The organism is Brevundimonas sp. SPF441 (genome assembly GCF_009661015.1).
Lineage (GTDB): Bacteria > Pseudomonadota > Alphaproteobacteria > Caulobacterales > Caulobacteraceae > Brevundimonas > Brevundimonas vesicularis.
In genome coordinates this window covers 1-11,003 of the sequence record NZ_WJWX01000044.1, presented here as the reverse complement: position 1 = coordinate 11,003, position 11,003 = coordinate 1, and the positions used below count along the sequence as shown (strand labels likewise).

General features: G+C 66.7%; 11 protein-coding genes. 6 read left to right on the top strand and 5 right to left on the bottom strand.

From position 1 onward, the window contains the following. On the bottom strand, positions 1-1,106 hold a 1,106-nt coding region (locus tag GGC30_RS15880; RefSeq protein ID WP_370452034.1), incomplete at its 3' end, for an efflux RND transporter periplasmic adaptor subunit. Between the two features lie 169 nt (positions 1,107-1,275). On the opposite strand from GGC30_RS15880, the gene lepA reads away from it, so the two are divergent. Then, positions 1,276-3,084 carry a translation elongation factor 4 gene (gene lepA, locus GGC30_RS15875; RefSeq protein WP_055754055.1) on the top strand — a complete coding sequence of 603 codons (1,809 nt, stop codon included), beginning with the start codon at positions 1,276-1,278 and terminating at the stop codon, positions 3,082-3,084. Between the two features lie 58 nt (positions 3,085-3,142). Here the strand turns inward: lepA and GGC30_RS15870 are convergent, their stop codons facing one another. Beyond that, positions 3,143-3,895, bottom strand: a complete 753-nt coding sequence (locus tag GGC30_RS15870) for an SDR family oxidoreductase (RefSeq protein ID WP_153926065.1) — start codon at positions 3,893-3,895, stop codon at positions 3,143-3,145. Positions 3,896-4,004: 109 nt separating this feature from the next. On the opposite strand from GGC30_RS15870, the gene GGC30_RS15865 reads away from it, so the two are divergent. Then, a complete protein-coding gene (locus tag GGC30_RS15865) occupies positions 4,005-4,409 on the top strand; it encodes a helix-turn-helix domain-containing protein (protein WP_228763789.1) in 405 nt (134 codons plus the stop codon). A gap of 26 nt (positions 4,410-4,435) precedes the next feature. Here the strand turns inward: GGC30_RS15865 and GGC30_RS15860 are convergent, their stop codons facing one another. Next, complete coding sequence (locus GGC30_RS15860) at positions 4,436-4,765, bottom strand: DUF1491 family protein (RefSeq protein WP_153926061.1); 330 nt, start codon at positions 4,763-4,765, stop codon at positions 4,436-4,438. A gap of 55 nt (positions 4,766-4,820) precedes the next feature. Here GGC30_RS15860 and GGC30_RS15855 point away from each other — a divergent pair, with 55 nt between their 5' ends. Continuing rightward, positions 4,821-5,681 carry a hypothetical protein gene (locus GGC30_RS15855; protein ID WP_153926059.1) on the top strand — a complete coding sequence of 287 codons (861 nt, stop codon included), beginning with the start codon at positions 4,821-4,823 and terminating at the stop codon, positions 5,679-5,681. A 39-nt stretch (positions 5,682-5,720) separates the two neighbouring features. On the opposite strand, the gene GGC30_RS15850 is transcribed toward GGC30_RS15855, so the two are convergent. Beyond that, a complete protein-coding gene (locus tag GGC30_RS15850) occupies positions 5,721-6,242 on the bottom strand; it encodes a hypothetical protein (RefSeq protein WP_153926057.1) in 522 nt (173 codons plus the stop codon). A gap of 50 nt (positions 6,243-6,292) precedes the next feature. Continuing rightward, positions 6,293-8,002 (bottom strand): HAMP domain-containing sensor histidine kinase, encoded by a 1,710-nt coding sequence (locus tag GGC30_RS15845; protein WP_153926055.1) that lies wholly within the window; start codon positions 8,000-8,002, stop codon positions 6,293-6,295. Positions 8,003-8,166: 164 nt separating this feature from the next. Here GGC30_RS15845 and GGC30_RS15840 point away from each other — a divergent pair, with 164 nt between their 5' ends. From GGC30_RS15840 to GGC30_RS15830, 3 genes are all read left to right on the top strand, one after another. Next, the gene (locus tag GGC30_RS15840) at positions 8,167-8,604 is read left to right on the top strand and encodes a SufE family protein (protein WP_066629427.1); all 438 of its coding nucleotides are present in this window, start codon (positions 8,167-8,169) and stop codon (positions 8,602-8,604) included. A 61-nt stretch (positions 8,605-8,665) separates the two neighbouring features. Continuing rightward, positions 8,666-9,334 (top strand): hypothetical protein, encoded by a 669-nt coding sequence (locus GGC30_RS15835; RefSeq protein ID WP_153926053.1) that lies wholly within the window; start codon positions 8,666-8,668, stop codon positions 9,332-9,334. 226 nt (positions 9,335-9,560) lie between these two features. Further along, entirely contained in the window at positions 9,561-10,160 is a 600-nt protein-coding gene (locus tag GGC30_RS15830; RefSeq protein ID WP_153926051.1) for a hypothetical protein, read from the top strand. Positions 10,161-11,003 lie beyond the last annotated feature (843 nt).

Below are 11,003 nucleotides of genomic sequence, written 5' to 3'. Positions count from 1 at the left end.
GGCTGGGGCGCCGCGGTCGCCGGGGCCACCGTCACATGGTCGCCTTCGCCCAGGAAGCCTGCGCCCTGGACCACGACGCGCTGACCGGCCTGGACACCCGTGACCGCGACGCGGTCGCCGCTTCGAACGCCGGTCGTGACCGGGACGAAGCGGACGACATCGCCCTGACCCACGACATAGACGCCGGCCTTGGCCTCGCGATAGACGACCGCCGAGGACGGCACGACCAGGGCGGGCTGATCGCCGACGGCGATCTCGGCGCGGGCGAACATGCCGGGGCGCAGCTGGGCGCCGGGCGCCAGGGAGATGCGGGCCAGGCCCAGGCGGGTCTGCGCATTGACCTCGGGCGTGACGATGCGGACCGAGCCGGTGGTCTGGCCGGCCTCGCTGGAGGCCACGATCGCGGACTGACCGGCGCGGACCAGCGACAGTTCGGTTTCCGGCACCTGGGCGTCAAGTTCCAGCCGGCCGTCGCGCACCATGCGGAACAGTTCGGTCCCGGCGGCGATGATCTGGCCCTTGGTGACGCTGCGGCTGATGATCAGGCCGCTGACGGGCGCGCGGATGGTCGCCTGTGACAACTGGGTCTGGGTCTGGCTCAGGGCCGCGCGGGCGGCGGCCAGATTGGCGTTCGAGCTGCGCTGATTCGCCAGGGCCGTGTCCAGCGACGCCTGGCTGAGGAAGCCGCGTTCCTTCAGCTGCTGCGCGCGATCAAGCGCCGCGTTGTCGCGCGCCACATTGGCCTCGGCCAGTTGCACCTGGGCCTGCTGCTGGCGCAGCTGGGCGCGCAGCAAGACGTCGTTCATCTGCACCAGCGGCTGGCCCTGACGGACGTAGGAGCCTTCGTCCACATAGACGGCGACGGCGGTCAGCCCGCCGGTCTCGGCCGCCACCGGCACCTCTTCCCAGGCGGAGACGGAGCCCGAGGCGTTGACGGTGCGGGCCAGGTTGATCTGGGTCACGGTCGCGGCGGTCACGGTCTGGCGAGCGCCGGCCGCCTCCTTGCCGTCGGCCTGCTTGTCGTCTCCGCCGCCGCAGCCGGCCAGCAGCAGGACGGCCAGAACGGCCGCACCGGCCAGAAGTGTGGGTCGGGTCGTCTGGAGCACGGAAAAACGTCCTTGAAGAGCGATCAGGCGATGGCTGTTTCCCTTATAGCGTCCCTGGGCCGCGCTCAAAGACAAACGCCATCATTGCCAAGCTGTAATACGCGGCCGTGCTGGCTGCGGATCGTGCCGCGTCTGGTCCCCGGCGCCCGCGCGTGATAGGGGCGCGCGGATGACGACTCCCCCGATCTCGAACATTCGCAACTTCAGCGTGGTCGCGCACATCGACCATGGCAAGTCGACCCTGTCCGACCGCCTGATCCAGCACACCGGCGGCCTGACCGCGCGCGAGATGTCCGAGCAGGTGCTCGACAATATGGAGATCGAGAAGGAACGGGGCATCACCATCAAGGCCCAGACCGTGCGCCTGACCTATCGGGCCAAGGACGGGCAGGACTATATCCTGAACCTGATGGACACGCCGGGCCACGTGGACTTCGCCTATGAGGTCAGCCGGTCCCTGGCCGCCTGCGAAGGCTCGCTGCTGGTCGTGGACGCCTCGCAAGGGGTCGAGGCCCAGACCCTGGCCAATGTCTATCAGGCCATCGACAACAACCACGAGATCGTCCCGGTCCTGAACAAGGTCGATCTGCCGGCCGCCGAGCCGGACCGCGTGCGCGCCCAGATCGAGGACGTGATCGGCATCGACGCCTCCGAAGCGGTCCTGGCCAGCGCCAAGTCCGGCATCGGCATCGAGGAGGTGCTGGAGGCCATCGTCACCAAGCTGCCGGCGCCCAAGGGCGACGTGAACGCGCCGCTGAAGGCCATGCTGGTCGACGCCTGGTACGATCCTTACCTCGGCGTCGTTGTCCTGGTGCGGGTCTTCGACGGCGTGCTGAAGACCGGCATGCGGGTCAAGATGATGCGCAACGGCTCGACCCACCTGATCGACCGGGTCGGCGTCTTCCTGCCCAAGAACACGCCCGTGGACCAGCTTGGTCCCGGCGAGGTCGGCTTCATCACCGCCCAGATCAAGGAAGTGGCCCACGCCGCCGTCGGCGACACCATCACCGATGAGAAGAAGCCGACCGCCGAGCCGCTGAAGGGGTTCAAGGAAGTCCAGTCGGTCGTCTTCTGCGGCCTGTTCCCGGTGGACGCCGCCGACTTCGAGGACCTGCGCGCCGCGATCGGCAAGCTGCGTCTGAACGACGCCTCCTTCACCTATGAGATGGAAAGCTCGGCGGCGCTTGGCTTCGGCTTCCGCTGCGGCTTTTTGGGTTTGCTGCACCTGGAAATCATCCAGGAGCGCCTGAGCCGCGAGTTCAACCTCGACCTGATCGCCACGGCGCCGTCCGTCGTCTACAAGATCGGCCTGCGCGACGGCTCCGAAATGGACCTGCACAACCCGGCCGACCTGCCCGACGTGATGCAGATCGAGACGATCGCCGAGCCTTGGATCAAGGCCACCATCCTGACCCCGGACGAATACCTGGGCGGCGTCATCAAGCTGTGCCAGGACCGTCGCGGCCAGCAGATCGAACTGTCCTACGTCGGCAACCGCGCCATGGTGGTCTATGAGCTGCCGCTGAACGAGGTGGTGTTCGACTTCTACGACCGGCTGAAGTCGATCTCGAAGGGCTACGCCTCGTTCGACTACGAGATCACCGAATACAAGGTCGGCGACCTGGTGAAGATGTCTATCCTGGTCAACGCCGAGCCGGTCGACGCCCTGTCCATGCTGGTCCACCGCGCCCGCGCCGAGACGCGCGGCCGGGGCATGGTCGAGAAGATGAAGGAACTGATCCCGCCCCACCTGTTCCAGATCCCGATCCAGGCGGCCATCGGCGGCAAGATCATCGCCCGCGAGACCGTCCGCGCCCTGCGCAAGGACGTGACCTCGAAATGCTACGGCGGCGACGCCACCCGCAAGAAGAAGCTCCTGGAAAAGCAGAAGGCCGGCAAGAAGCGTATGCGCCAGTTCGGCAAGGTCGAAATCCCGCAGGAAGCCTTCATCGCCGCCCTGAAGATGGACGAGGATTGATCCCGCGCTGGACCTCTCCGTCCCCGCCGGGGGAAGGGAGAGGTCTTGGTGCGCGGCCTCAGTGCGCGCCGTTCAACTGCTCGAACACCGCGTCGTAGCCATTCGCTGCCGCAAACCGCAGCGGCTTGACCCGCTCGACCAGGATTTCGCCGCGCGGGGTCTCGCCGCGTTCGATCAGGCCGATGACCTCGGCCGTATAGTCGGCCAGCGGCATGGAGGCGGGGTTTTCCGCATGGCCTGGCATTATGTCGGTGGCGACGCCGGGCGGGGCCAGTTCCAGCACCTCGACCGCGGTGTCCGCCAGTTGATGCCGCAGGGATTGGCTCCACGAATGCAACGCCGCCTTGGTCGCATTGTATGTCGGCGTCGCCGTCAGCGGGACGAAGGCCAGGCCCGACGTCACCGTCATCACCGTCGCCTTCGGCTGGGCCGTCAGATGCGGCAGCAGAGCGGCTGTCAGGCGGATCGGCCCGAACAGATTGGTGGCGATGATCGTTTCCACGACGGCCAGGTCGAACGGCTGGGCCTTCAAGTCCTCTGCCTTCATGATGCCGGCGTTAAGAATGACGACGTTCAGGGCGGGGTGGTCCTTGACGACTTGGGCGCCGAAGTCGGCGACGGACGCGGCGTCCTCCATGTCCAGCGTCGCCCAGGCCATGCCGGGATTGGCGGCCGCCGTCTCTTTCAGCACGTCTTCGCGACGGCCGGTGATGATGATCTGATTGCCGCGCGCGTGCAGCGCCTCGGCGAGGGCGCGGCCGATGCCCGTGCCGCCGCCGGTGATCAGTATGGTGTTGCCGGTGATGTTCATGATCGTCTCCTCGGGATGCGTCAGCGATGAAAGCGAGGTATGGCGATCACTCTCTAATCGAAAGTAGGCACTCGGAACTGCCCTACTTACCGCCCAGAAAGAAATGGCTATGACGGCACTTCCGCCCGCAAGAATTGCTCATCCCGAGACCGGCGAGGTCGCCGATCCGCGCGTGGAGGCCTTGGTCAACGACGTGATCGGCCGCGTCGCCGACAAATGGACCATGCTGATCCTGGAGGTTCTGGCCGAGCACGGCGAGACCCGTTTCACCCGCGTCGGCGACCTGGTCGGCGGGATCAGCCAGAAGATGCTGACCCAGACCCTGCGCCAGATGGAGCGCGACGGCCTGGTGACCCGCACCGTCCACCCCGTCATCCCGCCCAAGGTCGAATACCGCCTGACCGACCTGGGCTTCACCCTGGCCGAAGCCTTCTGCGGCGTCTGGATGTGGGCCGAGAAAAACATCGACCGCATAGAGGCGGCGCGCGCGGCGTTTGATGGACGAGATAAATAATCCCGCTCAAATCAGAGCGCCGGGAATCAAGCCTGAACCGTCTCCGTGATGAAATGCCGGCCCTGACGGTCTTCGATCTCGACGACCCACAAATCCGGATCATACCCGCGCTGACGGGCGATATAGGCGTCCAGTTCGCTTTCGCTTTCGGACGTGACGGGCTGGATCCACAGGCGGTCGCCGTCGGTGCCGAAGGCTTCGGTGAACAGGCGGGCGGTGCGGGTGGAGGTGTCGTAGGCCTTGACGATGACCGAGCCGGCGCGCGCGTCGCCCTTCTTGACCACGGTCGCATAGGCGCCCTCGATCTGGGCGCGGCGGATCAGGGCGCTGACCCACAGGTCGCTGGAAAGAAGCAATTCGCTAACCCTGCTCGAACACGGAACCCCAACCCTGGCGCGCTAGGGTCGGGGCATGAGGATAGGCCTTTCCCCCCGGCAAGCCAGAGGTTTCCTGTCGGCCGTGCTGATCGCCGCGACGCCCGCCGCAGCCTTCGCCGCGCCGCAGGACCGCTTCTATGAGCGCAGCTTCGTGCTGGCCGCCAACGACCGCTGCGGCCTGTTCGAGCCGCAACTGACCGCCGCCCTGACGGCCGCCGCCTGGCAGGCGCGGGGCGCGGCCCTGCGGGCGGGATCCAACGACCGGCAGCTGGCCGAGACTTCCCAGCGGGCGCGGGCGCGCGCGAACACGACGCCGTGCGGCTCGACCGATCTGAAGACGGTTCAGGGCCGGGTCCAGACCGCCTTTTCCGGCTGGTCGCGCACGACGCGGATGGAGTTTCCCGGCGATCGCCGAAAGTGGAGCGCGGATCGCGCCGCCTATGCGCGCCCGACCTGGCGGCTGATGCAGGCGACCGTGACCGGCGCCTCGCCCGTGCGGTTCGGCGTGGTGGGCGGCATGGACCGGCCCGATCAACTGGCCGCCGTCGTGTCCTGGCAGGGGCGCTCGCGGCCGACCGGGGTGCGGGTGGTGATGCGCGACCACACGGTGGCGCCGCGTCCATGGCTGTCGCACGACCTGCCGCCCGCCGCGCAACGCCGCGCCTTCTGGGCCGCCGGCGTGACCAGCGCCGATACGATGCTGCTGCCCGAAGGCCGCCCGGCCGGTCAGGCCTGGCTGTTCCCCGCCGCCGCCGCCGACGCCTTGTCGGCGCTGGACCCGCGCGAGGTCTTCACCGTCGAGTTCCTGTTCCGCGACGGCAGCATCGCCCGCTCCACCTTCGAAGCCGGCGACTTCGCAGCGGGCCGGGCGTTTCTGGCGATGGGGCAGGTTTAGGTGGCGTTCGACTCTGGCAAACCTCCGTCGATCCGGCGCCTACCTGCCGGGACGACTGTTTTCAGAAAGCAATAAGGTAGCGTTCCGCACGATGTTGGCTGCATGGGATGGATCGAATTCGCCGCCTGCGTCGTAGCTGACACGGACGATGTTCTCGCCGTAGGCAAACGGGATTGTGCAGGTCAGATCGCAGCTCTCAAAAGCAGGGTTGCTGGTAGACAGCGGGCGCCAGTCGGTCTGCATCGCCGCCGTCGCATAGCCTTCCGCAGCACTGAGTTCATCTTTGGGGATCGGCGTCGGCAGAGCGGTCGAGACGCCATCTGCACGGCTTCCGATCACACCTGATGGCCTGTCGTTCGCAATGACGAGGACCTGAAAACGTCGGTCAGATGGATTGCAGGGCGACAGGCGTTCTCTGTCCAGATCAGTGGCGATGTATAGGGGCGCAGTGTTCTCTGGATTTGAAAGCTGGCATAGGACGGACTTGGTGGTGGAGACCCGGTCACTGCCGCAAGCACCGATCAGCAGCGACGCGCCTATTATCCAGAGCCAGGTCCTCACGAGGCTATCCTCTGTCATCGGCAATCACCCTAGGCGGTAATGCCGGTGCTTCAAGCCTCAACCGTCGCAGGCGGCGCTTCGCTCGGCTGCGGATCCAGCGACCCTGCCGTCACCATCACCGGCAACCGGATCATCACCGCCGCGCCTTCGCCCAGGGTGCTGTCGATGGTCATGCGGCCCCCGTGCAGTTCGGTCAGGCTGCGGACCAGGGATAGGCCCAGGCCTGTGCCTTGCGCCTTCTGGTCGGCGCCGCCGGCCTGTTCGAAGGGGCGGCCCAGCCGTTGCAGGTCCTGCGGCGCGATGCCGACGCCGGTGTCGGAGACGGCCAGATCCAGGTCCGGCCCGTCGGCGTCCAGGGTGATGGTGACGGATCCGCCGGCCGGGGTAAACTTGACCGCATTGGACAGCAGGTTCAGCGCCATCTGCTTCAGGGCGCGGGCGTCAGCGCGGACCTTGATCGGCTCGGACGGCAGGACGGCGGCCAGCTCAACCCCCTTGTCGTCCGCCTGAAGCCGGACCAGGGCGACGGCGGCGGACACGGCGTCGCGGGCGTCGAACGTCTCCATCGCCAACTGGTAGCGCTCGGCCTCGATCTTGGACAGGTCCAGGACGTCGTTGATCAGATCCAGCAGATGGCCGCCCGCCTGATGGATGGCGTCGGCGTATCCGGCGTAGCGTTCGGGCAGGGGCCCGAACAGCTTCTGACGCATGATGTCGGCGAAACCGATGACGGCGTTCAGAGGCGTGCGCAGCTCGTGGCTCATATTGGCCAGGAAGCGGGTCTTGCCGGCCGACTGGGCCTCGGCCTCGACGCGCGCGGTCTCCAGCCCCAGCTCGCGGGCGAACTGGGCCGTGCCGTCGAACGCTTGAGCGATCAGGCGCGGGCGATCCGTCTCGTGCTGGAACGGGCCTAGGATCATGACGACGCGGCGGTCCAAGGCGATGCGCGGGGTGAACTGGACCTCGACCGACTGGCCCGACAGGGCGCGAGCCAGGGCCGCGGACACGGCCGGGCGATCCGGCGCATGCACGGCCGAGATCAGGCCCTGTTCGGTCAGGGCCAGCACCGACAGGGCGGGCGGCGGCGTGCCCCAGGTCGCGACCGCGCGGCCCGACGGATCGAGCAGCAGGGTCAGGGCCGGCTGATCCTCCAGCAAAGCGGCGATCCGGGCGGCCTCATCCTCGGCTTCGGCCAGACGACGCTGGCGCGCGCTCCAGGTCAGGCGCATGGCGGCGATGATCGCGCCCATCGCCAGCAGGCCCGAGACGGCGGCCAGCAAGGGGCCTTGCGCTTCCGCCCCGTTCAGCCAGGTCGAGATCAGCCCCGCCAGCAGCGGCAGGGCCACCGCAAAGGCGCCCATCCGGGTCAGACGATCGGCGCCGACGCGGGCATGATGCACGCCGTGATCTAGGGCGATCCCCGCCGCCAGCGGCGTCAGGATCAGGCCGGGCAGGGCGCCGGTCACGCCGCCGGTCAGGCCGGCCGAGGCGGTGGCGGCCAAAATCCACCCGCCCATGACGGCCACCCTCAGCCCCACGCTGTCGCGCACCATCAGCACGACGCCGAACACGCCGGGGAAGGCCATCAGCAGCAGGGCGGCCAGTGGCGCGTCCTTCAGCCCGTCCATCATCTGGGCCGCCAGCGCCGTCAGGGCCACCGCCACCGCCCAGATCGCATGCCATAAGGCGACCAGCGGGGCGCCCAACGCCGCGTCGTGCGTCGGGTCGTCCTCGTATCTGGCGTGGGCGTCGGGTTTCAAGAAGGGCGGGCCATGGGTTTCGTCTGCGCCCAGACTAGGGCTGCGGCTGAGTCGGTGCGAGGCCGCTCCCCCCTGAGGCGAACCCCATTGCGGCGTTCACCATGAATATCGGGGGACAAAACGGCCGGTTGTCGTTAACGGCCGCGCGGCCTATCTGGCGGCGCATGACCGACCGCACGCCGCCGACCGACACCCTGGACCAGACCCTGGCCGAACTGGCCGAGGATTTCGACCTGCTGGGCGATTGGGAGCAGCGGATCGAATACGTCATCGAACTGGGCAAGGGGCTGGCTCCGCTGGACGAGGCCGACCGGATCGAGGCCAACAAGGTGCCGGGCTGTGCCGCCCAGGTCTGGCTGGCGACGACCCAGGACGACGGGCGGCTGTGGTTCGCCGCCGACAGCGACAGCGCCCTGTCCAAGGGCAATATCGCCCTGCTGCTGAAACTCTATTCCGGCCGCACGCCGCAGGAGATCGCCGCCTTCGACGCCCGCGCGGCGCTGGATCGGCTGGGCCTGCCCTCGGCCCTGACGCGCCAGCGCGCCAATGGCTTGAACAGCATGGTCGGCCGCATCCGCGAGGCGGCGCTGGCGGTTCAGTAGTCGGGGGTTGCAACCGCCGGCCCGGCGACCCACGATCGCGGGGTCGTAACCGGGGGCGCGAATGGACCTGCTGAAGATCCTGCGCAGTTTCGAGGAGTTTCTCTTCGAGGCGGTCAGCTGGCTGGTCTTCTATCCCCTGACCCTGTGGCGCATCCTGCGCGGGCCGCTGGCGGCGATGGACTATTCGGACCGCGAGCAAAGCGACAGCGAGGAGCGTCGCTACGACGACGCGCTTAGCCCGCCGCTGTTCCTGCTGGCCACCATCGTCCTGACCAATCTGCTGTCGATGGCGCTGCATGTGCCGCCGCCGCCCGAGGCGACCGACCTCAACCGCATGGTCTATGCGTCCCAGCAGAACCTGGTCCTGTTCCGCTCGCTGGCCTTCAGCCTGATCCCGCTGGTCGCCGCCGTCACCCTGCTGCGTCACGAGAAGAAGCGCATCAGCCGCGAGACCCTGCGCGCGCCCTTCTATGCGCAATCCTATCTCGCCGCCGTCTGCGCCGCCTTCGTCTCGGCGGGCGGGACCATCTTTCAGCGACCCGAACTGCCCAATGCGGTCGGCGCCGCGATCATGATCGGCGGCACGGCCTGGTTCGTCGTCGTGCAGTCCCGCTGGTTCGCCCGGCGGCTGAACGTGTCAAAGGGGCGCGGCGCCGTCATCGCCGTGCTGGCCCTGATCCGGGCGCTGATCTCCCTCCTGGCCATCCTGATCCCCATCGCCCTGATCTGAGCGGACAAGAGAGTGCAATGAGGGCGCTCTTGTCAGCGCAGCGCGAAATTTAAGCGAAAGTCTGCTTGCCGGCGCGATGGCCATTGCGGATTTCGACCCATAGCCGAAGTTCCCACGTTCCGCATTCGATGTGGAAGCGGTGCTTTGCTGCAACCAAGAGCCTCGATCCAAGGCAGCGACAGATCTTCGCTTGCCGTTAACGTCGATCTCTAGGCATCATCGACGGATGAAAACACTTCGTCTGATCAAGATGTTCTGTGTCGCCCTGATGATGTCGATTTCAGCTGGCGGGGCCATGGCTCAGGTCGATGCCCGGCAGATTGAAAGCGATGCGCGCGACCTGACCTTCGAAGGGCGCGGACCGTTCGGCGGCCTCAGCGAAATCGGGCAACTGAACCGCGCTTGGTCGGTGAACACCTTCTATGCCGTCTATCGGGGCGAGTATCCCAGCCAGACCGTCTTCTGGGCCATCCGGCGCGAGGCGGGGGATCATAGCGGCGAGAACAGCGTGGTCTGGGCGGACTCGCGTGCCTGTCCTGCCGTCGAAAGGGTCATGAAGGACATGGAGCGATTGCCCGCAGTCCGGGCCGACGCCGTTCGCCTGGGCGAGGAAACCAAGAACCCGGGCGTCGTCCTGGACGGCACGGCCCATACCTTCTGGAACCGCTGGGCCCGATCAGGGCGACAGGACGCCATGGTCGGTCTGGAAATCACCGGCAACATCAACTCACCGATTGCGATCTGGTGGGCCGAGGCGGCGGAGAATCTAGCGGACTGCTGGGCGGTCGAGGCTCCCGGTCCGGGGGCGGGAAACCGGGCGAACTGATGCCCTGAAACCTGCCCTTGGGCGTGGTCCGCTTTCCACGCATAGCTGGTTTTGCAATGAGGACAGTGATACGCCCGGCTCTGACGCTACGGATCTACGTTTGAGTTTTCAGGCGACGCCTATGATTCTCGCGCACATCGCGACAACGACCGTAACTGCAGTCACCGCGGCCTCGATGTTCAATCTTGCCCATGCGCTCTGCATGGGGGTTGGCGGCACATATTGAAGTGGAACGAAGTCCTCAGGCCGATAGGGTTCTGCGTGCCATGCATCTTCACCGTCAGGATCGTCTTGCGGTTCAACCATCACTCATATTGGCCGTCGCCGCTCCCCGTGGCAACGTCAGTTGCCCGCCCTTTAGCTATGGTCCGCTTCCGAGCCTTTGCGGACATTCAGTCGGAGGGTGAGAAGCAGCGCCAAAACGTCAGTAATCCGTCCCCTTCGCCTTTATCGATGTCCAAAAGCAGTAGATTCCAGCCGTGGCTAGTGGCGCCGCGACCCAATACCATCCCCCCAAAAACGAGAACCAAGCCATCATTATGCATCCAATGGCTGCACGCAGCGCAAAAAGGGATGAGCCAGGTGGATCAAACATGGGGAGACCCTACCGCGAGCCACGTCCGCTAACCACTCCTAGGTGACGCCTACCGCCACCGCTTGCAGACCGATAGGTCGACGTCCGCTTTAAACGCAGAAGCCTATGGCCGAAATCGACCGAGGCTGTGTGAAAACGCCTCCAGCTCGAGCGAATTAGGGTAGCCTCCTGAGGTCTTCAGGAGGTGGGTATGAGCCGCTTCGTTCAGGGTGCAGACCGCCGGCAGCAGACGCTGCTTCCCGAGTGCC

Excerpts from the sequence above, each read along its gene's own strand:
- GGC30_RS15840 (WP_066629427.1), top strand. The coding sequence starts at position 8,167 with ATGACCGACCGCACGCCGCCGACCGACACCCTGGACCAGACCCTGGCC.
- GGC30_RS15855 (WP_153926059.1), top strand. The coding sequence starts at position 4,821 with ATGAGGATAGGCCTTTCCCCCCGGCAAGCCAGAGGTTTCCTGTCGGCC.
- GGC30_RS15835 (WP_153926053.1), top strand. The coding sequence starts at position 8,666 with ATGGACCTGCTGAAGATCCTGCGCAGTTTCGAGGAGTTTCTCTTCGAG.
- lepA (WP_055754055.1), top strand. The coding sequence starts at position 1,276 with ATGACGACTCCCCCGATCTCGAACATTCGCAACTTCAGCGTGGTCGCG.
- GGC30_RS15865 (WP_228763789.1), top strand. The coding sequence starts at position 4,005 with ATGACGGCACTTCCGCCCGCAAGAATTGCTCATCCCGAGACCGGCGAG.
- GGC30_RS15830 (WP_153926051.1), top strand. The coding sequence starts at position 9,561 with ATGAAAACACTTCGTCTGATCAAGATGTTCTGTGTCGCCCTGATGATG.
- GGC30_RS15870 (WP_153926065.1), bottom strand. The coding sequence starts at position 3,895 with ATGAACATCACCGGCAACACCATACTGATCACCGGCGGCGGCACGGGC.